The sequence below is a fragment of the Brachyspira sp. genome, from assembly GCF_050873525.1.
In the GTDB taxonomy this organism is placed as follows: Bacteria; Spirochaetota; Brachyspiria; order Brachyspirales; family Brachyspiraceae; genus Brachyspira.
Map to the genome: position 1 here is coordinate 1 of NZ_JBNMIZ010000017.1, position 22,753 is coordinate 22,753.

The following is a 22,753-nucleotide window of genomic DNA, read 5'->3' on the forward strand; positions in this document are numbered from 1 at the left end:
GTTTAAAATAAAAAATAATTAATCATTATTTATCTTTTCAAATATAATTTTTTTATCTTTCAATTTTATTTTTCCAACTTTATAACCGTAATCCAAAAGTTCTTTTTTATAAGTTAAAAAAGAATGGTCGATTTTAAAATTAGTCGCATTTTTTATTTGATTAAAAGATAATTCAATCTTTTCTTTATTCGTCTGCTTAAAAATTAAATCAATGTAAATCCATAAATCTTTATATTTGCTCATTATTTTTACCTCATTATTTTATGCAAGTTATGACGGAAAATTTTTGATATGAATAAACGCATTTAACTTCTTTAAATCCGCAATTATTTAACATTTTTATTTCATCTTCAGCCGAGCATTCTCTATCAAGTTTTTTTCGTTCTTTCCATAGCTTTAAGTCGTTTTCCGTTAGTCCGCTATTTATAATTTGGTTTTCCCAATATTTATCGAACCAATTATTCATTAGTTTTGAACCCGCTAAAAATTGGTCGTAATTTACAAAAATTCCTCCGTTGTTTAAATTATCGTAAATATTTAAAAATAAATTTTCTTTATCAATATTTTCTAAATGGTGAATGGACAAAGCCGAAATAATCGCGTCAAATTTTAATTCGGGTAATTTTTTGGAATAATCTAAAACGATATAAGAAATATTTTCAATATTCAAAAACCTTTTCTTTGCAATTTCAAGCATATCTTCGGCAATATCGACAAGAATATATTTTGAATTTGGAAATATTTTATACCAATAATAAGTTAATATTCCCGTGCCTGCTCCTAAATCCAATATTTTACTCGGCGAATTTATATTATAAGATATAAATTCGGTTGTAGATTTATAAAAATCGTCAAAACAAGGAATAAATTTTCTTCTATTTGCATCGTATTCGTTTGCGATAAGATTAAATTGTTCTTCCATATTCATAATTGCCACACTAAATTTTAATTCGTTAATTTATATTTCCTTCAAATCTTGGTCTAAATGCATAATGTAAAATTGCTTCTACTAATTCCGTTTTTGCTTTGTCTGGTTCAAGATATATGTTTATACGCCGTAAATTTTTAAGCATCCATTGTTTCAAATTATCTTTGTTTATTCCTCCACAGTTATTTATAAAAGGCTTAAAATCTTCGTCATTACATAATGATTTTGCTAAAGTGCTTGGCGTGCTAAACCCATAATGTTGACTTGTAAATCTTGCATCGCTATTAGAATTAGCTTTTCCTATTTTTAAAACTTCATCCTTATATATAAAAATGTATATTGCGGAGCGTCCAGATTGTAATTTTTTTGGTTGTTTATGTGGGCATCCCATATCTTCAATTTCATAATGTCCTAATTCATGTCCTAATTTTTTTGTAATTCTTTTAATATACTTCATTTTATTTTTTACTTCGTTAATATAATCCATATAATCTCCCGTATAAATTTTAATTCTTTAATCTATAATATTTTTAATTTTAGTCAAATCGCCGCTGCATAAAGCTTCCATATTCTTAAAAATCTTTTCAGAATTCCAGTCCCACCATTTAATTTGAAGCAAATATTCAATTAAATCTTCGTCAAATCGTTTTCTTTTAACTTCACAGGGATTACCGACTGCAACAGAATAAGGCGGAATATCTTTTGCTACAACGGAATTCGCTCCGATTATCGCTCCATCGCCAATATGAACAGCGGGCAAGACGGTTACATTTTGTCCTATCCAGACATCGTTTCCTACAACAGTGTCTCCTTTCAATTTTAAATCCGTCAAAGAAGGAGCGCTTTTTTCCCAGCCGTTTCCCATAATATTAAAAGGATATGTGGTAATCGAGTTAATTCTATGATTCGCTCCGTTCATAATAAATTCAATTCCTTTTGCAATAGCGCAAAATTTTCCTATAATCAATTTATCTCCTACAAAATCGTAATGATGCGTTACATGACTTTCAAAATTTTCCGCTCCGTTAATATCGTCATAATAAGTATATTCGCCAACAATTATATTTGGATTTTTAATGACATTTTTAATAAAGCATAAACTTGGAATTTTCGGATTAGGAAAAATTTCATTCGGATTTGGTCCCATATAATCTCCTCACTAAATTTAAATCAATCTATCATTTTCTTTTCAAATCTAAAAAAATATTCCATGTCTTCTCTATCTATAGACTCTGGCATATTTGAGTCTTTATGGCGCGGATTAAAAAATTCTACAATTTTAAAACCGCAGCGATTGACATAAAAATGAATATTTCTTTTTTCAAAATAAGGCGTAACCGTTTCCCATATTTTAGTTTGCGGAAATTTTTCCTCGCAAAGACGCCATGCTTTGAGTCCAACGCCTTCGCTTTGACAATTTTGATTTACAAAAAATAATTCCAAAGAATTACATTGAGTTTCTTCGTTAATGCAAATAATTATTCCGCCGACATTTTCTCCGTCTTTTGTAATGCGAAAAGTTTGAGAGCCTTTTGCATTGAGCGATTCTTCTATTTCGTTTTTTGTAATTATTTCTTCATCGCTTTCGCCAAATTCTTCTATCGCCGCAACTCTAAAAGCTTCTTGTAAATCTTTAATAAAATTTTCTCTTTCGTTTATTTCAAGAGGTTTAAGTTCGACTTTCATTTTCTTTCCTCTATAAATCCGCCTTTAAAAAAATTTTCATTTCCCGTTTTAATCGCGGTAAGTTTGAAAATCACGCATCCGTCTGGGCAAACTATAATTTTGCTATATTTACCGTCTCCGCCGATATTTTCCAAATCTCCTCCGCTTCGCACTGCCTCCATAACGGGAAACATTATCATCATTACTTTTGAGCAAATGCCCTGCCCGTCCAAATTAACTGGGCAACCGTAAGTGCATTTATATTTGTCGCCAATCTCTTCACCGTTTCTACAATATCCTTCTGTTTTGTTTCCTCGTAAAAATCCAATCACCTCGATTTCAAATTGATATTCTTCGTTATACCATTTTTTCATGTTAAATCTCCAAATTTATTTTATTATTAATTATCGAATTTATTTTTTGATTTTATAATTCCACAAATCTTTAATAATTTTGCGCTTCTTAAAAATAATTCAGAAGTGTCGGAATCTGATTCTAAAGTCTCTAATGTTTTTAAAAGAATTTCATTGCTAAATTCTTCATTTGAAAAATACTTAAATTCTACTTTTTCTTTTTCGTAAAATTTTTTATCCTTTAATTCATCAAAACCTTTCTTTAATTAACTCATCTGGGCTAGGATTGACTTTTGGAGACGCAAATATTATCTTACAAGAATAATTTGAAAAATAAATTTTCCAAATTAAATATGCTCTAATTATTTTTTTCAAAACTCTATTTTTAACTTCTTCATCGTTGCTTCCGTATCGTAATCCTTGTTCATGGAAAGCTATTTCTACCATATAAATTTTATTGTTAGCTATACCAATGACATCTAATTCCGCTTGATTTAGCATTTGTTCAAAAGTTATTTTTTCTGAAAAAATATTAGGATATTCTTTTTTAATTTCTTCAAATTTTTCCTTTGCCTTGTTTTCATTAGACTTTTCCCATGACCTTAATGTTTTCCAATTTGTTTGAGTTATTAAACAATCTTTTATATGTTTTAAATAAGATTGCATTAAAGATTCGCCCATTTCTATTTTCATTTTGAGTCTCCTGTTTTAATTTATGAATTATTATAACTATAGTTGATAATATATAATTATTGAATTTTGTCAAAGGAATAAAAAATAAATTTAATAAAAAATATAATTGAGTAAAAAAGAATAAATTAATAATTTAGTTTAATAATAGATTACTTCGGGCGTTGCTATCGTAATGACGGCTAAAAAACATCGTCATTGCAAGCCGAACGGCGAAGCAATACATACAAAAAATATATCAACACTTAAAATAAAAATTCAAAGCCTCTTTTGAAGACTCGAATGCGATTTTATCGAAGTCTATATTTTCTCTTTTTATAAATACGACTTCCAAAGCGTCATCTGAAGGTTTTACTTCTGGAATATAATCCAATTTTGCATAAAAATAAATGTCGGAAGTAACATACATCATTTTTTCGTAAATGTATTCGTTGCTTCCGCTCATAAGAAAATTGACTTTATCTAATTTTATCGCCGTTTCTTCAAATAATTCTCTTTTAATGGAATCTTCAATTCTTTCGTAAGGCTCGCAGAAACCGCCTGGCATATCTATAAAATCTTTTTTAGGCTCGAATTTTCTTAAAACGAAAACGATTCCTTTTGGAGTGTCGACTATTATTCCTACTGCCGAAGACGGATTTACAAAATAACTTCTACCGCATTTGCCGCAGTTAAAAATTTTTATATTATCGAAAATTAAAGAATCTTTTTCTCCGCAAAACGGACAGTATTTAAATTGATGTTTAATATGTTCGGGGCATTCAAGTTTTTTAAAATCAAATTTATTCATAAAATTAAAAAGCTAAAACGATAAATCGTAATTTTTATTAACGAAGTAAGAAGCTATATTTCTCGTTCTATAAATAAAAATATCCGACTCCGCCCAAATTCCAAAAGGCGCGTTCTCAAAATCGCAGATTCTTATATCGCTTAAATTAAGATTTCTTGGATTATAATTATTTGGTTCGACATTATAATAATCGTAGATATAATAATTTTCTATATTCATATCTTTCATTTTTTCGTCTACCAAAGTTTCCATTTCTTCGATTGTATTTGCCACGATATAATAGCTTGAAACCGAAGATATTTTTTTGCATTTTCCAAGACATTTTACCGTGACATTCCACCATTTCGGCTGTATTCTTATTGTTCTTTCGTTTCTGTTAATAATCGAAAAACCGTAAATATGTTTTAAATTATTTATTATATCGTAATAATCAAATATATATTCTTCGCTTTCCGATACCGCTTCGTAAGAAACTACAGAAGATAATGGATAATGCCAGTGTTCAAAGTCGCTTATAAAAGACGGATTTTCATTTAAAAGATTAAAATAACCTAAAATAGAATTGATATTATTTACATTTTCGTAAGGCGTATTTATTATAACTTCTTTATCCAAATTAATAAAAACTTCAAATTCCGTTCTTTCGTCTATTATTCCAAAACCTACAAATCCGCATTCAACCCATAATTCTTTATATCTTTTGAATATATTTTTTATTTCTTCTTTTGAAATATCGGGGTCGCTCATCATTATATCGAAATCTCTATTTATGTCTTCGCTTATTCTTTCAATTACCATTGTCGCGTAAGACGGAAATAATTTAATTAATTTTAAGAATAGATACGGAATCTTATTTGCCGAAACGGAAATTCTATAAGAATATAATTCATCTTCTTTAAGTTCAAAATCGAATCCTTCCCGCGGTTTTGCGTCTTTACTCGGAACAATACCGAGCGGAGACTGAAATTTATTAATAATTATTCTGTTTGATTTTATTTTATTTAAGATATTTCTTCTTCTTTGACTCTTTTGAAAATAATTAAACACGATAATTCCTCGAAAAAATATAGTTATAATATAATAATTGAAAAATAAATTTTGTCAAGCGCGTTGATAAAAATATTTATTTATTATGAATTTACAGTAAATTTATAATAAATATTTTTATTTATTTATTTGATTTTTATATAATTTTCAAAATATTCTATCGTTTTTTTGAGTCCGTCTTCAAGTTTATATTTAGGCTGCCAATTAAGTTTTTCTTTGGCAAGGCTTATATCGGGCTGTCTCTTCACGGGGTCGTCTTTCGGAAGTTCTTTAAATATAATTTCCGATTTTGAATTAGTTTTTTCTATTATGATTTTTGCGAAATCTATAACGGGCATTTCAAAAGGATTTCCCAAATTAACTGGTCCTATAAAATTTTCGCTTTCCATCATTTTTATAGCGCCGTCAATCAAATCGTCACAATAACAAAAACTTCTCGTTTGACTTCCGTCTCCGTAAACGGTAATTGGAATATTTTTAAGAGCTTGAATAATGAAATTTGAAACCACTCTTCCGTCATTTTCGTTCATTCTCGGTCCGTAAGTGTTGAATATTCTAATAATTTTTATATCGGTATTATATTGTCTATGATAATCCATCATTAAAGTTTCCGCTCCTCGTTTTCCTTCGTCATAACAGCTCCTTATTCCATCGGGATTTACATGTCCCCAATATGTTTCTTTTTGAGGATGTTCCAAAGGGTCGCCGTAAACTTCGCTTGTGGAAGCTTGAAGCAGTCTAGCGTTGCATTCTCTCGCCAAATTAAGCATATTCAATATTCCCAAAACGCTTGTCTTAAAAGTATGAACGGGATTTCTTTGATAATGGATTGGAGACGCTGGGCAGGCAAAATTATATATTTCATCACATTCTATATGAATAGGTTCGGTTATATCGTGTCTTATAATTTCAAAATTCTTATTATTTTCCAAATGTTTAATATTTTCATAAGAACCAGTAAAAAAATTATCAATGCATATTATATGATTTCCTTCTTTTAATAATCTTTCGCATAAATGAGAGCCTAAAAAACCCGCTCCGCCCGTAATGATTATTCTTTTCATTGTCAAAATTCCTTTTTGATTGATTATTTTAATAAATTATATAAAGTTTTTAATAATTTGTCAAAAAATAATTATAATAAATAAAAAATATCGGGAACTTTTTTTAAAATTATTCGTCTAATTATATGATAAATAAGTAAATTTTTTTCATATGAGACTCCTCAATATTTGAAAAGGGACGGATTATTTAATATAGTCCGTCTCTTTTTTATAACTTTCTAAACAATTTTAATAAATTTTTTAAAAAAAATAGAATTACTCGGGAACTTTTTTGCGATTTAAACGTCTAATTAACTGATAGATAAAAGTTTTTTCATATTAGACTCATTAAATAGAAAAGGGACGGTCGATTTACTCTTCCGTCTCTTTTCTGTTATTGTTTAATTTTCAATTTTAATTTAATTCAAATTATAAAATTAAGGCAAAGGTTCGTAATTATTCTTTTTGGCGTATTCTATCAAGCTTTCTATTCTGTTTACACATCCTCCGCAGCCTGTAGACGCGCTTGTTTTTTCGGCAATGCTTTCGACCGTTAATAATTTGTTTTCTATTATTTCTTTATAAATCGTTCTATAAGACACTTTTTTACAAACGCATAATTCTTTATCGTAATTTAAAGCGGTTTGACATTTCAAATCTTCTATAGTTAAGTCCATAATTTTGCACCTCTAATTTATTTATAATTTTAACACTTAAAAAATAAAATTCAATATTGAAAAAAATATTATGTTAATAAATAATTTATCCATATTAATTTTTAACGATTAATATTCCGTATTTTAAATAGTAGTTTATTTTAATTATTTTAAGGACAGAAAATGCGAAGATTTATCTTTATGATTTTTTTTATTATATATTTTTCTTTTAATCTTTATTCTCAAAATAATCAAAACGCGGAAAGAACTAATACGATTTTGTCCGACATTATGAGCGGAAGAAATTATAGCTTTGAAAAAGACGCATTAACCTCAAAAATAAATATCTTCACTTCTTGGAAAGAAACTTATAAATATATGCGAGATTGTAAATTTAGATTTTATAAAAGATTTGGAAAAAGTTTAACTTTGGAATTTAGATATAGAAGTCCTTATAAAATTTTTGTGAATAATCAAACTCCGATAATATTTACTTTTGACGGCGGAATCCAAACGGAACTGCGAAATATACAAAAAGTGGTTTACAGTCCTTATTTAATGGGAAATGTCGAATATTACGATATCGAAGTTAAATATAAATTTGATAACAATGGCGAATTTGATAATTTTGCAAATAATTCCATAGCGAATATAAGATTCAATTTTATTAATTATCTAAACGAAGAAGATTTTGACGATATATTAATGTCTCCGTCTATAACTACGAATTGGCAGAATAAATTTTCCGCTTTTAGAGAAGGCATGAATAAAGTCGAAGAATTAAAATAAAATTTATTTTTTAATTTTATTTATTTAAGTTCAATTTCTTTACTCTCTTTAGTCTTCCAATCGACTGCAAATTTTTTCCAGTTATTAATATCAAAAATATTATCTTTAACATGATAATAATAATCGAAATCCAGTCTCGTTTTAAAATTTCCTTTCGGGTCGCTATGTTTAGTCAGAATAATATTAACGCCGTTCGTTTTATAATCGTTTGTGATAATATTTCCCGTGAAAGGATTTTTAGCTTCGCCCAAATGTTTCGTTGCCAAAAATGGAATGTCGGCTATAGTCATAAAGTCGCCGTTTTCAGTTATATTTCCTCTGCTATTAAAATCTTTCACAAACATCATCGCGTTGAATACTTTAAATTCTTCCATTCCGTTTTCGTTTATTTTTGTAAGATTCGTGTAGGCTTGCAATAGCGCGTATTCTTCTATTCCTTTTCCGACTATCGTTAAATTTTTATTTCCGTTTGGAATAAACCAGTCGTTATGCGAATATAATTTATATCTCAAAAATACGGGAAGCGCTCTAAATAAAGCGAATCTCATAGCTCGTCTTTTATTTTCTTCAAATATTTCCACTTCGGTTATATTATTTTTAGAATTATTAAGCAGAGAATTTAATTCCTTTTCAATCATGCTTTTTTCAATATTATACGCTTTAATATTTGTGTATTCTTTAAATATCGTCAAATCGGGCGTCCAAGAAAAATTTGCAAACGCGGGAGCGAAAGTCATCGATTTATATCCAATATCCGAAAATAATCTCGGCATCATTATTAAAGATTCGTTATGATGTTCTTTTAAAATATATTCTCTATTTAAATCTATCGGAATGCAATATTCGTATCCGCCGTATAACGCTTGTATGCTTCCGAAAGTTTGAGGCGCAAGAGAAACGGTATTATAATAATATACGAAACCTTCCATTTCGGCTTTAATATCTGGAAATTCCTCGAATACCAATTCTGCAAATTCGGGGCATCCTCTGTCTAAAATTATTATAAAAATATTTGTTCCCGTTTTGGAAAAATTAAATATTTCGTAATTTTCATTTTTATTTTGATTTTCTATATTTAAAGAATTTATTTCCGACAATATTTTTTGTTCTTTATTTATCTTTACAAAATCGAATATTGATATTGAAATCAAAGAAATTATTACGATTATAAAAACATTGAATAAATAAATTTGCAAATTCTTTTTTATTATAAATAAAGTTATAAGTAAAACGGCAAACATTAAAGCGGAATTTAATATTATTTGTTTTGTCGTTGGAATTAGCAAATATTCTAGTTCAAATTTGAAATTGCTCGCTATAAATCCGTAATCCATTACCATTATAAAAGTGTTCGATAAAAATAATAAAGCAAAAATGACGGATATTAAAGTTATTATATTTTTAAATTTGTCCGAAAAAAGAAAATATAAAAAAATCGGATAAACGAAAAATAATCCAAAATATTTAGACATATTCGTTAATATTATTTCAAAAGGTTTTTCAAATTCCTGCCCCGAAGAAGCTATAAGCGAAGTCAAAATAAATAAACCCGATAAAATCGTAATTGTCGTTATCGAAGAAACGAATAATCTGAATTTATATTTTATTTCTATAGATTTTAAAATTTTCTTTTTTGACAAAATAAAAATCAAAATTATTATTGAAATAATTAGCCAAATAAAAAGCAAATCTTTATAAGTTTTTATATGAATAATCAAAACTTTTAATATTTCGTTTTCGCTCGATTTGTTTATAAAATAATTTCTTAAAAAGAAAAGAATCGTCATTATAATTATAAATACGGAATATAAACTATATAAAATTTTAGAAATCAAAATAAATTTTTTGTTTTTGAATATTGATTTTATTTTATCCAAATTAAGAAGAACTAAATTTTTGAAAAACGAAAAAGCGCAGTTTATAGTCCAGTATAATAAAAGTATTGCGGGAGAATTATATAAAAATACTAAAAAGAATAAACTCATTAAAAATATTGGAAGCGATTCTTTAAAAGTTAATTTCTTTGAATAAACTATTGTAGAAAGCAAAGAGAAAAATGTCATTATAAAAGGCAGTAAATTTATAGTGAAGCCTCCGACATGAATCAATTTATCCGCTTCGCCAAGACTTTTTATTAAGTAAAAACTTTCCGAATACGCGCCCGTCAAACTATGAAAGAAATTATAACCCGCCAAAAAGAACGGAATTTGTATCAATAATCCTAATGTTCCTCTGAAAGCGTAAATCGTTTTATAGCCGTTGATTCTTTGGCATGCCCTGATTAATAAATATCTCTGGTCGCCTTTATAAACCGATTTTATATTGTCAATCATCGGCTTCATTTTATTTTGAATATCTCTTTCTTTTTTCTGCCATTCTTCTGCCTTATTGTATAACGGCAAAGCTAAAATATTTATTATAATGCTTGTGATAAAAACGCTTTCGGCATAACTGCTTTGAGCGATTACTTTAAAATAATAGAATACGATTTCTATTATAAATTCTATCGGGTAAATTGTCGCATTGTATAATATATTAAAAAAGCTCATGATTTGCTCCGACAATCATAAACTCTTATTCGATTTATACTTATAAAGAAAAGTATAATAAGATATTTGAAAAAATTTAAAATGACAATAAACGCTATAATTATAGCGTGAGAAGTGAGAAGTGAGAAGTGAGAAGTGAGAAGTGAGAAGTGAGAAGTGAGAAGTGAGAATTTATTCACCGATAACATTTTTCGCCTCCACTAATCAATTCAATTAATAAAATTATTTTAACATTTATTTAAAATAATGTCAACTTTAAATTTATATTTTTTTAGTCTTTGTTCGCTTATGTCGAGGTTTTGCCCATTTCGATTTATTATGTTTTTTTATTTCGGTTTTCTTTTCTTTCTTTTCATTATTATTAATATTTTCTTTTTCAGCGCTTTCAAAATTTTCAATATCAACATTATTAATATTATTTGAAGAAAAAAGATTTTCTATTTCTTTTAATTTTTTATCCTTTTGATTAAAGAAAAATTCTATTTCTTTTTCGGTTAAATCTCTTATATGTCCCGCTTCCAAAGTTCCCGCCGATTCGTTATATTTACTCACGCATCCTACGGAAATTCTCTCCAAATCTATAACTTTATAACCCAAATATTCGAAAATTTTTCTTATCTCTCGATTTTTTCCTTCGTTTATGGTTAATCTTATTTTACTTTGAATTCTGCCTTTCGATAATATTTTGAATTTGAACGGAGAATAATTTATATTTTTAATCGTTATTCCTTTGCTCGCTTCGAGCAGTTTTTCAGAATCTATTTTTCCATTAACTACCACATCGTAAACTTTTAATATTTCGTAGGACGGATGAGTTATTATATTGGCAAATTCTCCATCGTTCGTTATAATCATAATTCCGCGAGATTCCGAATCCAATCTTCCCGCGTAAAATAATCTTTCTTTAACTCCTTTAAAAAATTCAGTTATTATTCTTCTGCCGGGCAAATATTTTGTCGTGCTTACCACTCCAAGCGGTTTATATAACGCGATATATCTTTTTGATTGTCTTTCTATTATTTTTCTGTCTAATGAAACGGTATCGGTTTTTTTTACTTTATAAGCGGGTTCTAATATTATTTGATTATTTACTCTAACTCTTCCCGACAATATCGCTTTTTCGCATTTTCTTCTGCTGGCAAATCCCGATTCTAATATAACTTTTACGAGCCTAATCTCTTCTTCATTATTCATACTTTATTCATTTCTATTGAATTCTAAATCTTTTAATTCTCTTAATTTTGGCAAATCGTCCAGCGAGTTTATTCCGAAATGCATTAAAAATTTATCGGTTGTTCCGTAAGTTTGTCTTTTATCTAAATAATCTTTTCTTCCTTTCCAAGCTATAAATCCGTCTTCCATTAATACTCTTAAATGATAACCGCTGTCGCTCTGTCTTATATCGTCAATTTCCGCTTTTGTTAAAGGCTGTTTATATGCTATTATTGATAAGGTTTGGAGCATCGCTTTTGAAATTTTCTTTTTTCTTTTTTTATCGTAAATAGCCGACAAAGTTCCGAAAGTGGAAGGAATTATCGTCATCATAATGCTGTCGCCAACTTCAAGTATTTCGATTGCGCTTTTAGAATTTCTATATTTATTATTTATATTTTCTATATGATTTCTTATATCCGAATTTTCGCATTTGAAAAGACTTCTTAACCTGCTTATTGGAACATTTCCTTCGACATATATAATCGCTTCCATTACTTTTTCAAGCTCTTCGTTATCGGCGAGTATAGATTCGTCTATTTCAAATTTTTCTTTTTCAATATTTTTCGATTCGGCATTTTCCGATTTAATATTTTCGTTATTATTAATTTCCTCTTTTTCTATGGTTTGTATATCAATATTTGTAGTATTTGTTTCTTCGATTTTTTCCATCAGTTTTTGAACCTTTTTTATTTTTTAGATTTGTTTATTATAACATAGAATTTAGAATTTTCAAGGATTATATTAAATACGATTTTTTAATTTAAAATTAATTTATCGCTGCTTTCTCTTGGTATAAGAGTTCCGTTTATAGTGCATATTTTAAAATGTTCTTTTTGATGCGACCTTATTTCTCTATCCAATATATCCACCGCTGATTGAGCTATATCAATTTTAGGAACATCTATAGTAGTCAAAAGCGGTTCTATAAATAAATCTGTCGGCAAATTATCATGTCCTACAACGGATATATCTTTTGGTATATTATAATTATGATTTTTTAAAGCTTTAATAACTCCTATAGCGATAGTATCGTTTACGCATATTAAAGCGCTTGGCATATCTCTTTCGCTTTCGGATAAATAATTACCCATATCTTCCACAGTTTTATCATAAACCGAATCTACTAAAAAATAATCCGAATCTTGAAAAGTTATATTAAAGTAATTTAAATATTTATAAAAACTCTCTCTCCTAATTATTAAATTTGAAGCGTTAGATTTACTATCGACCAAACCTATTCTTTTATGTCCAAGTTCCACTAAATGTTCTACTAATTGAAATATTGAATTTTCATTATTCATTGTAACAAAATGACATTTCAAATAAGGATAATACGCGTCCAAAAAAACCATTGGTATATTTATTGACGATAAAAATATAATATCTTCTTCGTATAATTCTGTGGCTAAAATAATGATTCCAGAATAATTTTCCTTTTCTATATATGATTTTATTAAATTTAACTGTTCTTTAGAATAACTTGATATTTCTAATTTATAATTTAAAGTTTTTGTTCTATTTATAACTCCTTGTATATAATCCGCTAAAAATACATTATGGGTTTCATTTATAATTCGTCCATGTCTTTCTATTTTTATGAACGCTATCCTTTTATTTTTGATATTTTTTTTATTTTGTTTATAGCCCATATTTAAAGCTATTTCATTAATTTTCTTTGAAAGTTCGTTTCCGACTCCGTTTTTATTATTAAGAACGAGAGAGACTGTCGATATTGAAACGCCAGCTTTTTTAGCAATATCTATAAGATTTACTTTGTTTTTATCCATAATTAACTATTTTTTATAAATTTAATTATAATTTATAATATGTTAAAAATAAATTAAAATCAATATATAAAAAAATCACTAAAATTTTAGTAAAAAAATTAAATTTTTTCTTGACTTTTGAATTTATTTTTATTATACTATATACATAAAAAAACTAATTTACGGAGGAAAACCTCATGAAAAAATCAATATTTACACTATTTAATCTAATACTTATAGTATTAATAGGATGCGGGCAAAATAAAGGAACTAATGTCACCAAGTTAGAAGGCGCTCCAGCTCCTTTTGACGGTTCTAAAAAAGTGCATTTTGCATTGATTAGGCAAATGGTAGAAGGCGAATTTATGCAAATGTGGCAAGACGGCGCTCAAAAACAAGCCGATTTAATGGGAATAAACCTTACCGTATTTGGCAAAAATATGGATAATCAGGCTCAAGCGGATTTTGTATATCAAGCTATAAATATGAAAGTCGATGGCATAATATTAGACCATGGACTTACCGAAACTTTATCAAAACCAGCGGCTGATGCAGTCGCAGCGGGAATACCAGTCGTGGCTTTCGATGTCGATGTTCAAAATTCTGAAATTAATCAAATAGCTCAAGATGACCATGCGCTTGGAAGAATGTCATTAGACGCTATGAATGAAGATTATAATCAAAGAGCAAATATAGGATATGTTTATTTTGCGGGAATATTGCCTTTGGATAAAAGAGACCAATCTTTTACGGAATTTAAAAGAGAATTTCCAAATATGAAAGAAATTGTCAGAACGGGAACGGTTGAATCTCCTTTTTCCGTAAAGAATGCCGAACAGGTTAAAGCCGTTTTGAAATCGAATCCTCAAATTAACGCATATTTTGCTCCTTATGACGAATTCGCAAAAGGCGTAGTATTGGCGTTGGAAGAAGAAGGATTAACGGATAAAATAAAAGTTTATAGCGCCGATATTTCTACTCAAGATATAGAATTAATGATTAAAGACGGAAGTCCTTGGGCTGCAACCGCGGCTACAAGTCCAAGACTAATTGGAGCTTTATCAGTTAGAGCGTTGGCATTGAAAATAGCTGGAGAAGAATTGCCTCATGATATATTAATTACTCCTACTTTATTTACACAAAGCATGCTTAAAGAATCTGGAGTAAAAAACATGGAAGAATTAGAAATTAAATTTCCAGATTTCAATAAAACTACAAATATGACAGCGTCATGGATTCCTATGGCTCAATAAAAGTAGTTTGATAATATTTTATTTTTGAGGAAATAAAAAATATGATAAATTCAAAAATACCAACTGTAAGATGGGATGGAGAAAATTTATATATATTAGACCAAACTCTGCTTCCTATAACGGTAAAAGAAATAAAATTAAATACTCCAGAAGAGGCTTATAATGCCATAAAAGAGTTAAAAGTTAGAGGAGCGCCGGCGATAGGGGTCGCCGCCGCCTACTCTCTTTTAATAGGCTTAAAAGAAAAAACTAATTTACCGTCTAATGAATTTTTTAAATTTGTTAAAAATAGGGCTGAATATTTAAATTCTTCAAGACCTACGGCGGTAAATTTAAGTTACGCTTTAAATAGGATGGTAAATAAAATTGAAACTTTAAAAGATAATTCAACTTTAGAGTTATACAATATCCTTGAAAATGAAGCTAAAAAAATTCATTCTGAAGATATAGATATTTGCAGAAAGATAGGCGAGTATGGAGTTGAACTTTTAAAAAATGATTACGGAATACTCACTCATTGCAACGCAGGTAGATTAGCGGTAAGCGGAATAGGAACGGCATTAGCGCCTATGTATGTCGCGCAAGAAAAAAATATTAAAATAAGAGTATATGCGGATGAAACGAGACCGCTTTTGCAAGGAGCGAGATTAACGAGTTTCGAGCTGTATGAATCTGGTATAGATGTAACTTTAATATGCGATAATATGGCGGCTTTTATAATGTCTAAAGGTTTAATAGATATTGTAATAACGGGCTGCGATAGAGTGGCGGAAAACGGAGATGCCGCAAATAAAATCGGCACTATGGGAGTTGCAATATTAGCAAAGTATTTCAATATACCTTTTTATATAGCTTGTCCGTCTACAACTTTTGATTTAAATACCAAAACGGGAAACGATATAGTTATAGAAGAAAGAGATGCAAAAGAAATTATAAATTTTGCAGGAGTTCAAACTGCTCCATTGAATATAAAAGTAAGAAATCCAGCGTTTGATGTAACTCCTAATGAACTTATAACGGGATTTATAACGGAAAAAGGTATAATAAAACCTCCGTATAATGAGAATTTGAAAAAAGCTTTTGTTTAATATTATATTTATTATATTTATTTTAAGGAGAAATTAATATGGGATATAAACAATTAAGTTTAGAAAGTATAGCGGACTATTTAAAATCAATTCCAGAGATGAAGAAAATATTTAGCAGTTTTGATAATTTAAAAGTAAGCGAAATAGGAGACGGGAATTTAAATTTTGTATATAGCATAACAAACGAAAGTAACGATAACGAGACCGTGATATTAAAGCAGTCCGTTCCATTTTTGAGATGCGTTGGAGAAAATTATCCTTTAGAAAAAGACAGAATGAAAATTGAAATAAAAGCTCTTAAAGAAGAATATAAAATATGTCCGAATTTAGTGCCAGAAATATATTATTTCTCCGAAGAAATGTGCGTAGTCATTATGCAAAATTTGAATAGGCATAAAGTTTTAAGAGGAGAGATAATTGAAGGCAAAAAATTTCCCAAAGTTGCAGAAGATTTAACGGATTTTCTTTCAAGGACTTTATTTTTCACTTCCGATTATTATCTCGATAGTAAAACTAAAAAAGCTATGGTTGTGGAATATATAAATCCAGATTTATGCGAACTCACTGAAAATTTTATTTTTACCAATCCTTTTGAAGATGCTGATTCTAATATATATAACGAAAAATTTGATTTAGACGAAGTGAAAAAATTTCAAAGAGACGAAGAATTGAAAATAGCGGCGGCTGAAATGAAGTATGCTTTTATGACAAAGTCCGAAGCTTTATTGCATGGCGATTTTCATTTGGGAAGTTTCATGGGCAATGAGGAAGAAACATATATAATAGACCCCGAGTTTGCATTTTTTGGACCTATTGGATTCGATATAGGAAAAGTTATGGCAAATTTCTTTATGGCATATATCTCGCAGGAATATCATCAAAAAAGACTTGGGACTAATTCTATAGAATTTAGAAAATGGTTATTCGATACGGCTAAATATATGATAACAGGAACATTAAATAAATTTGAAAAATTATGGAAAAAACATTTGGAAGAGACTAAACCTCTATATTGGCAATATCCAGAAGGACAAAAGCATTCTGAAAAATATATTAAAGCAGTTTTGGATAGAATTTTTAAAGATTCTATAGGATTTGCAGGATGCGTTTTAATAAGAAGAACATTGGGGCTTGCCAAAAATAAAGATATATCTGGAATAGAAGATTTAAATGAGAGAGCAAGATTAGATTGTATATGTTTGAAAGTTGGAAGAGAATTTTTGATTAATAGAAATAAAATAAAAGATATAGAAGAGATTGGAAATATAGTTAATAAATATTCTCCTATAGATAAAATATGAATAGAGAAGCGATAGTAAGTTTAAAAAATATAGGGAAATCCTTTGGTTCTACAAGAGCTTTAGAATCCATATCGTTTGATTTTACTAAAGGCGATATTACCGCTATTGTCGGAGCGAACGGAGCGGGCAAATCTACTTTAATAAAAATAATATGCGGTTATCATACGAAATATGATGGAGAAATATTTATTGAAGGAGAGTTAACAAGATTTTCAAGCCCGATTGACGCTTACAATAAAGGAATTCAAACCGTTCATCAAATTATCAATCAAGGCATAATACAGAATATGACGGTTGCGGAAAATTTGGTATTGAAAGATTTATTAACCAATAGGAAAAATTTATTCGTAAAGAAAAAGAATTATATAGAAGAGGCTGAAGAAATAGCCGATTTGATGGGAATAGACCACAGCATACTAAATAAAGAAGTTTTTTATACGAGCCAAAGCGAGAGACAGCTGATAATAATAGCGAGAGCTTTAAAATCGAATCCTAAACTTCTTATATTAGACGAACCTACAGCCGCAATATCGGAAAAAGAAACCGAAATATTATTTGAGAAATTGAAAAGTTTGAAAGAAAAGAATGTGACAATATTATATGTTTCGCATAGACTTCATGAAATAGAAAGAATAGCGGATAGGTTGATAGTAATAAGAGACGGAAAAGTATCGGATATAATGGAAAAACCTATAAAAGTGAGCGAAATAGTAACGGCAATGATAGGTTCTGTTCCTAAAACAGTCAAAGCAATATCTAAAGAAAAGAGAATTTCCAAACCGTTAATTGAAACTAAAGATTTAATTTTTATGAAAGGCGGCTATCCTGTTAATTTAAAATTATATCGAGGCGAAATAACGGCGATAGTGGGATTAATAGGAGCGGGAAAAAGCGAATTTGGAGAAACTTTATTTTCTGTTAGAAATCCGATAAGCGGCGAAATATTTATGAACGGGAAAAAGCTAAATTATAGAAAAATTAAAGATGCCGTAAATAACGGAATACATTTGATACCAGAAGACAGAAGCAATAACGCGATATTTCCAAATTTCGATATATCGGAGAATATAACGATTCCTTTTCTTAAAAAATTTAGCCCGAAACTAATAATGCAAAGAAAGTCGGAAGAAAAAGCTTCTATAAATATAGCTCAAAAACTTTCTTTGAAATACGGCTCTATAAAAGATTCTATGGATAGTTTATCGGGCGGAAATCAGCAAAAAGTCGTTGTGGCAAGATGGATATTCCAAAATTATAATTTAATAATATTGGACGAGCCTTTTCAGGGTGTAGATATAGCTTCAAGATTCGATATAGGAGAATATTTGAGAGAGAATATTAACGATGGAGCTGCTTTAATTTTAGTCGCTGATTTAGACGAGGCTATCGAAGTCGCGGACAGAATAATAATTTTTAATTCGGGTAAAATGGTATTCGAACAGTATGGAGATGAAATAGATAGAGATAAATTATTGCATTATATAAGTTGCGATATAGAAGAATTAAATTTAAGGAGTAAAAATGAATAAAAAAACGATAACGCATTTTTCAATAAGATATGGATTTTTAATAATAATGGTTTTATTATTTATATTCTTTTCTATAACAAGACCGGTATTTATCAGCGCGTCAAATTTATTTTCAATACTTCTTGGAATAACGATATACGCTATACTTGCGCTTGGAGAGACTTTTCCTCTTATCGTAAACGGCATGGATTTATCAATAGGAGCGGTTGCCTCTCTTTCCGTAATGGTTTCTTCTTACTGTATGGTAATATTGGAATTAAAAGGATATTATGCGATTATTATATGTTTGCTTATGGGCGCTACTATAGGTTTAATAAACGGATTATTGATAGTCAAATTAAAAATTCCAGATTTATTAACCACTTTGGGAATGATGTTTTTGGTTCAAGGTTTACAGCTGATACCTTCGGCGGGCAGGTCTATAGGAAACGGAATGACATTACCTAACGGAGAGACTGCTAAAGGAGTATTTGACGAAGGATTTAAATTTTTAGGACAGGGCAGATTATTCGATATCGTTCCCGTTCCAGTAGCGTTTATGTTTATAATAGCGATTATAGTATTTGTCGTTTTATCTTTGACAAGATACGGAAGGATATTTTATGCCATAGGCGGAAATAGCGAAGCTGCAAGACTTGTCGGAGTTAATATTTATAAATATAGAATACTCTCTTATATAATCTCGGGCTTTGTCGCGAGCTTTGCGGGTATAGTTCTTGCGGCAAGAGTCGGAAGAGGCGATGTTTCTTCGGGCGGCACTCTATTAATGGACGCGATAGCTTCCGCTCTTATAGGGTATGCCGTATTGGGAGCGCAAAAACCTAATCCTTTCGGAACTATAGTCGGCGCTATATTTATCGGCATGCTTATAAATGGACTTACTATGCTTAATGTTCCATATTATACCCAAGATTTTATTAAAGGCTGTGTCCTCGTAATCGCTTTAGCTTTTACTTTCGGACTCTCGAAAAGAAAGGCATAATATTTTTAAGGAAAAATAATGTTAAAAAATATACCAAATATTATATCGCCAGATTTAATGCATGCGCTTATGAGTATGGGACATGGAGATACATTAGTCATAGGAGATTGCAACTTTGCAGCGGAATCGTTCGGAAAAAGAACAATAAGATTAGACGGACATAATAACTGCGATATATTAGATGCCATAATGAAATTTTTTCCGTTAGACAAATTTATAGAAAATCCCGTTGTATTAATGAAACCTAACGATAACTCTAAAATTGATATATGGGAAAAATACAGAAACATTATAAATAAATACGAAACATCGTTTAATAAATTTGAATATATAGACAGATTTGAATTCTACGAAAGAGCAAAAAACGCATACGCATGCATTGCGACAGGCGAAACTTCTATATATGCTTGTTTGATTATAACTAAAGGCGTGATTACAGTTTGATTTTTAATATTGACTTTTTTATTAAAGATAATAATATTTAAAAATAATTAATAATAAAAATTAAAAATAAAAATCAAGGAGATTAATATGGGAATAGCGGACGATATAAAAACGGGATTTTATGCGGGAATAGGTTTAATGTTAAAAGGCAAAGAAAAAGTGGAAGATGTGGCGAGAGAATTTATAAAAGATAGAAATGTTGACGCCGAAGAGGGAGAAAAATTTGTAAAAGATATGGTATCGAAGGCAAACGAAACGAGAGAAGAATTTGAAAAATATATGGATGAAAAAATACAAACTACTATAGACAAAATGGGATATGTCAAAAAAGAAGATTACGAATCGATAAAAAAAGAATTGGAAGAATTAAAAAATTCTATAAATAAAGAATAATAAAATAATCGTTTATTCAATTTCTATTTAGGGAAACTTTCAAGTGGCTAATATAAAATCAATAAACAGAACAAGGGAAATAATATCAATAATCATAGCTTACGGTTTTAGAGATATAATTGCCGTGACTCCGATACTAAAAATAGTAAACAAGCCGATTTCAAAAGTAAATATAAAATATAAAGGTTTAGATTTGAGAAAGTTCAGCAGAGGGCAGAGATTAAGAATGGCTCTCGAAGAATTGGGAACGACATTTATAAAACTCGGGCAGATTTTATCGAATAGAAACGATATACTTCCAAAAGATATAACGGACGAATTAAGCAAACTTCAAAATCATGTCAAACCTTTCGATGAAAACGAAGCTATTAATATTATTGAAAAAGAACTTGGAAAAACAATCGAAGAAACTTTTGAATCTTTTGAAAGAACACCTAAAGCGAGTGCGTCAATATCTCAAGTTCATGTCGGAGTATTGAAAACGGGAGAAAAAGTAGCGATAAAAGTAAAGCGTCCCGATATAGAAGAAAAAATATTAACCGACATAGAAATCATAGTATGGCTTTCAAATATTTTGGAAAAACATAACGAAGAATACGCTTTCATGCAGCCGCAAAAACTTATAAAGGCTTTTAAAGGACAACTTCTACAGGAATTGGATTTTAATTTTGAAAAAAATAATACGATTAAATTTGCAAAATATTTTGAAAAAAATCAAAATGTAAAAATAGCGAAAATATACGAAGATTACAGCACAAAAAATATATTAACTATGGAATATATAGACGGAATAAAAATCTCCGACATAGAACCCGAAGACACAAAATACGATAGAAAAAAACTTGTCGCTATCGGAGTCGATGCCGTTTTGGAACAGGTTTTTATGCTCGGATTTTTTCACGCGGACCCGCATCCCGGAAATTTGATGGCTTTGGAAAATAATGTTTTATGTTTTATAGATTTTGGAATGATAGGATTTATTCCGCCGAATTCAAAAGACGCTTTTTCGGATATTATCGTGAGCATAAGTTCCGCCGATTATTTGACTTTATCGAAATCAATTCTCGCTTTATGCAATCATAATGAAATAGCAAATTTAGACGATTTCAATACGGCAATTTTTGTTTTTATAAGCAAATATATCGATATGTCTTTGGATAATATAAACATGGAAGACATATTCAACGAACTTATATATATTATAAGAGAATTCAAATTGAGTTTGCCGAGCAATATAATGCTTTTAATAAAATCTTTAATCGTTTTGGAAGGCGTTGCAAGAAATTTGGATAAAGATTTAAAAATAATAGAACATATTAAACCTTTCGCTTTGAAATATGTGAAGGACAGATTAAAGCCCGACAATATATTTAAGCAGTCGAAAAATTTAATTTTAGATTATTCAAAAGTATTAAAAAATATTCCTTCCGATTTATCCGAAGTCGCCGAAATGGTAAAAAAAGGCTCGATAAAAGTTCAACTTGAACATAAAAAACTCGATATACTTTCAAACACATTGGACGGTTTAGCGGATAGATTAAGTTATTCGATTGTTTTGGCTTCTTTAATAATTTCAAGCGCGTTTATATTGAGCGCAAAAATTCCTCCGTTAATTCATGGCGTTTCAATAATCGGAGTAATAGGATTTGTAATATCGGGCATAATGGGTTTTATTATGATAATAAGCAGGTTTGTAAAGAAGTATATAAAAAAGAACAAGAGTGATTTTTAATAAACTAAACCAATAATTTTAAAATAGGAAATTTGACAAATATCGCTTTCGTCAATATGTTCTAAATTATAAAATAAAAAAGACACCGCAATTAAATACGATGCCTTTTGTCTTACTTTTTGTTTTTATAATTATTTAACTCTTGCTCCTCTGCCTCTAACTCTCATTTTTGTAATTAAGCCCGATTTGAAAATCTCATAACGAGGCATAACCAAAAAATCGTAATTAGTTCCTTTCAAAGCTTCGGCTATAAGTTGGTCTCTCAAAGTGTCATCGTTGGCGTCATATTTTAATTCCGCCGTCAATACTTCTCCGACCGTTATATCGCTGCCTGAAAGTTGAAGCGATTGAGGAACGCTGTCGGCTAAACCGATAGTTTTGCATCCGACAATAAACATTATAAAAAATAAACAAAAAGTAATTATAATGGATTTGTTATTCATAGATAACTCCTTGATAATTTATTTATAACTAAACGGAGATTTTTAATTTTCTCCGATAAGTTATCGAAACCAAAATATCCGCAAAGAACGGACAAAA

At 29.4% G+C, this 22,753-nt stretch carries 25 protein-coding genes; 9 read left to right on the forward strand and 16 right to left on the reverse strand.

Annotated elements, in window-relative coordinates; genetic code table 11:
* Positions 1-18: 18 nt before the first annotated feature.
* The 11 genes from ACR0QS_RS02415 to ACR0QS_RS02465 all read right to left on the reverse strand — a co-directional run bounded on the left by ACR0QS_RS02415 (position 19) and on the right by ACR0QS_RS02465 (position 7,193).
* On the reverse strand, positions 19-243 hold the full coding sequence (locus ACR0QS_RS02415; RefSeq protein WP_432631855.1) for a hypothetical protein: 225 nt from the start codon (positions 241-243) through the stop codon (positions 19-21).
* Between the two features lie 13 nt (positions 244-256).
* Complete coding sequence (locus tag ACR0QS_RS02420) at positions 257-922, reverse strand: class I SAM-dependent methyltransferase (RefSeq protein WP_432631856.1); 666 nt, start codon at positions 920-922, stop codon at positions 257-259.
* A gap of 31 nt (positions 923-953) precedes the next feature.
* On the reverse strand, positions 954-1,415 hold the full coding sequence (locus ACR0QS_RS02425; protein WP_432631857.1) for a hypothetical protein: 462 nt from the start codon (positions 1,413-1,415) through the stop codon (positions 954-956).
* A gap of 27 nt (positions 1,416-1,442) precedes the next feature.
* The gene (locus tag ACR0QS_RS02430) at positions 1,443-2,075 is read right to left on the reverse strand and encodes a Vat family streptogramin A O-acetyltransferase (RefSeq protein ID WP_432631858.1); all 633 of its coding nucleotides are present in this window, start codon (positions 2,073-2,075) and stop codon (positions 1,443-1,445) included.
* A gap of 23 nt (positions 2,076-2,098) precedes the next feature.
* Positions 2,099-2,614 carry a GNAT family N-acetyltransferase gene (locus ACR0QS_RS02435; protein WP_432631859.1) on the reverse strand — a complete coding sequence of 172 codons (516 nt, stop codon included), beginning with the start codon at positions 2,612-2,614 and terminating at the stop codon, positions 2,099-2,101.
* On the reverse strand, positions 2,611-2,967 hold the full coding sequence (locus tag ACR0QS_RS02440) for a TIGR04076 family protein (RefSeq protein WP_432631860.1): 357 nt from the start codon (positions 2,965-2,967) through the stop codon (positions 2,611-2,613). The genes ACR0QS_RS02435 and ACR0QS_RS02440 overlap by 4 nt, the downstream gene beginning before the upstream one ends.
* 228 nt (positions 2,968-3,195) lie before the next feature.
* Positions 3,196-3,639: a hypothetical protein gene (locus ACR0QS_RS02445; RefSeq protein ID WP_432631861.1), complete on the reverse strand. Its 444-nt coding sequence runs from the start codon at positions 3,637-3,639 to the stop codon at positions 3,196-3,198.
* Positions 3,640-3,874: 235 nt separating this feature from the next.
* A complete protein-coding gene (locus ACR0QS_RS02450) occupies positions 3,875-4,426 on the reverse strand; it encodes an NUDIX domain-containing protein (protein ID WP_432631862.1) in 552 nt (183 codons plus the stop codon).
* A 12-nt stretch (positions 4,427-4,438) separates the two neighbouring features.
* Complete coding sequence (locus ACR0QS_RS02455) at positions 4,439-5,473, reverse strand: hypothetical protein (protein WP_432631863.1); 1,035 nt, start codon at positions 5,471-5,473, stop codon at positions 4,439-4,441.
* A 125-nt stretch (positions 5,474-5,598) separates the two neighbouring features.
* Positions 5,599-6,537, reverse strand: coding sequence for a UDP-glucuronic acid decarboxylase family protein (locus ACR0QS_RS02460; RefSeq protein ID WP_432631864.1), 939 nt, complete (start codon positions 6,535-6,537; stop codon positions 5,599-5,601).
* 416 nt (positions 6,538-6,953) lie between these two features.
* Positions 6,954-7,193 (reverse strand): (2Fe-2S)-binding protein, encoded by a 240-nt coding sequence (locus ACR0QS_RS02465; RefSeq protein WP_432631865.1) that lies wholly within the window; start codon positions 7,191-7,193, stop codon positions 6,954-6,956.
* Between the two features lie 180 nt (positions 7,194-7,373).
* On the opposite strand from ACR0QS_RS02465, the gene ACR0QS_RS02470 reads away from it, so the two are divergent.
* Complete coding sequence (locus ACR0QS_RS02470) at positions 7,374-7,961, forward strand: hypothetical protein (RefSeq protein WP_432631866.1); 588 nt, start codon at positions 7,374-7,376, stop codon at positions 7,959-7,961.
* 20 nt (positions 7,962-7,981) lie between these two features.
* On the opposite strand, the gene ACR0QS_RS02475 is transcribed toward ACR0QS_RS02470, so the two are convergent.
* From ACR0QS_RS02475 to ACR0QS_RS02490, 4 genes are all read right to left on the reverse strand, one after another.
* Entirely contained in the window at positions 7,982-10,510 is a 2,529-nt protein-coding gene (locus tag ACR0QS_RS02475; RefSeq protein WP_432631867.1) for a YidC/Oxa1 family membrane protein insertase, read from the reverse strand.
* 261 nt (positions 10,511-10,771) lie between these two features.
* Complete coding sequence (locus ACR0QS_RS02480; protein WP_432631868.1) at positions 10,772-11,704, reverse strand: pseudouridine synthase; 933 nt, start codon at positions 11,702-11,704, stop codon at positions 10,772-10,774.
* A gap of 3 nt (positions 11,705-11,707) precedes the next feature.
* A complete protein-coding gene (gene scpB / locus ACR0QS_RS02485; RefSeq protein ID WP_432631869.1) occupies positions 11,708-12,394 on the reverse strand; it encodes an SMC-Scp complex subunit ScpB in 687 nt (228 codons plus the stop codon).
* A gap of 86 nt (positions 12,395-12,480) precedes the next feature.
* Complete coding sequence (locus ACR0QS_RS02490; RefSeq protein ID WP_432631870.1) at positions 12,481-13,512, reverse strand: LacI family DNA-binding transcriptional regulator; 1,032 nt, start codon at positions 13,510-13,512, stop codon at positions 12,481-12,483.
* A gap of 176 nt (positions 13,513-13,688) precedes the next feature.
* Between ACR0QS_RS02490 and ACR0QS_RS02495 the strand changes: the two genes are divergently transcribed.
* From ACR0QS_RS02495 to ACR0QS_RS02530, 8 genes are all read left to right on the forward strand, one after another.
* The gene (locus ACR0QS_RS02495) at positions 13,689-14,744 is read left to right on the forward strand and encodes a sugar ABC transporter substrate-binding protein (protein WP_432631871.1); all 1,056 of its coding nucleotides are present in this window, start codon (positions 13,689-13,691) and stop codon (positions 14,742-14,744) included.
* Between the two features lie 41 nt (positions 14,745-14,785).
* The gene (gene mtnA / locus ACR0QS_RS02500) at positions 14,786-15,832 is read left to right on the forward strand and encodes an S-methyl-5-thioribose-1-phosphate isomerase (RefSeq protein WP_432631872.1); all 1,047 of its coding nucleotides are present in this window, start codon (positions 14,786-14,788) and stop codon (positions 15,830-15,832) included.
* Positions 15,833-15,870: 38 nt separating this feature from the next.
* The gene (gene mtnK, locus ACR0QS_RS02505) at positions 15,871-17,133 is read left to right on the forward strand and encodes an S-methyl-5-thioribose kinase (RefSeq protein WP_432631873.1); all 1,263 of its coding nucleotides are present in this window, start codon (positions 15,871-15,873) and stop codon (positions 17,131-17,133) included.
* On the forward strand, positions 17,130-18,662 hold the full coding sequence (locus ACR0QS_RS02510; protein ID WP_432631874.1) for a sugar ABC transporter ATP-binding protein: 1,533 nt from the start codon (positions 17,130-17,132) through the stop codon (positions 18,660-18,662). Before mtnK ends, ACR0QS_RS02510 begins: the two co-directional genes overlap by 4 nt.
* Positions 18,655-19,644: an ABC transporter permease gene (locus tag ACR0QS_RS02515; RefSeq protein ID WP_432631875.1), complete on the forward strand. Its 990-nt coding sequence runs from the start codon at positions 18,655-18,657 to the stop codon at positions 19,642-19,644. The genes ACR0QS_RS02510 and ACR0QS_RS02515 overlap by 8 nt, the downstream gene beginning before the upstream one ends.
* Before the next feature lie 18 nt (positions 19,645-19,662).
* Positions 19,663-20,088: an RbsD/FucU family protein gene (locus tag ACR0QS_RS02520; RefSeq protein WP_432631876.1), complete on the forward strand. Its 426-nt coding sequence runs from the start codon at positions 19,663-19,665 to the stop codon at positions 20,086-20,088.
* Positions 20,089-20,175: 87 nt separating this feature from the next.
* Positions 20,176-20,481, forward strand: a complete 306-nt coding sequence (locus tag ACR0QS_RS02525; RefSeq protein WP_432631877.1) for a phasin family protein — start codon at positions 20,176-20,178, stop codon at positions 20,479-20,481.
* 43 nt (positions 20,482-20,524) lie between these two features.
* On the forward strand, positions 20,525-22,213 hold the full coding sequence (locus tag ACR0QS_RS02530) for an ABC1 kinase family protein (RefSeq protein WP_432631878.1): 1,689 nt from the start codon (positions 20,525-20,527) through the stop codon (positions 22,211-22,213).
* 131 nt (positions 22,214-22,344) lie between these two features.
* On the opposite strand, the gene ACR0QS_RS02535 is transcribed toward ACR0QS_RS02530, so the two are convergent.
* Positions 22,345-22,656, reverse strand: coding sequence for a hypothetical protein (locus tag ACR0QS_RS02535; protein WP_432631879.1), 312 nt, complete (start codon positions 22,654-22,656; stop codon positions 22,345-22,347).
* Positions 22,657-22,753: the final 97 nt, after the last annotated feature.